Raw genomic sequence first — 306 nt, 5'->3', positions numbered from 1 at the left:
TCGAGGCGGTCGAGCGCAGCATTGATCGCCTTGACGAGCGGGGTGATCTCGATCGGCACCTTGTCGAGCGGCAGCTGCACGCCGCGCTGGTCGATGTCGATGCGTTCGGCCTGCGCCGCGACTTGCGCCAGACCCGTCATGGCCCGGCGCACCACGAACGGGGTCGCGACCAGCGTCGCCAGCGTCATCAGCACGATGATCGGCAGTATCATGTTGAGGAACAGCAGCGGGGCGCTCTCCAGCGCGCGCCACATCGAGAGCTGGCCGTACGTGCCGGTCAGGATCTGGATCCGTCCCGCCGAGGTG

General features: G+C 67.6%; 1 pseudogene. It reads right to left on the bottom strand.

Annotated features, from left to right (window positions below):
* A pseudogene (locus R5H29_RS00005) lies at positions 1 to 306 on the bottom strand (sensor histidine kinase); the annotation flags it as partial.

The sequence above is a fragment of the Stenotrophomonas sp. A3_2 genome (assembly GCF_036624925.1).
GTDB classification, from domain to species: domain Bacteria; phylum Pseudomonadota; class Gammaproteobacteria; order Xanthomonadales; family Xanthomonadaceae; genus Stenotrophomonas; species Stenotrophomonas hibiscicola.
The sequence above is the reverse complement of the archived record's forward strand: the minus strand, read 5'-3'. Positions and strand labels throughout refer to the sequence as shown.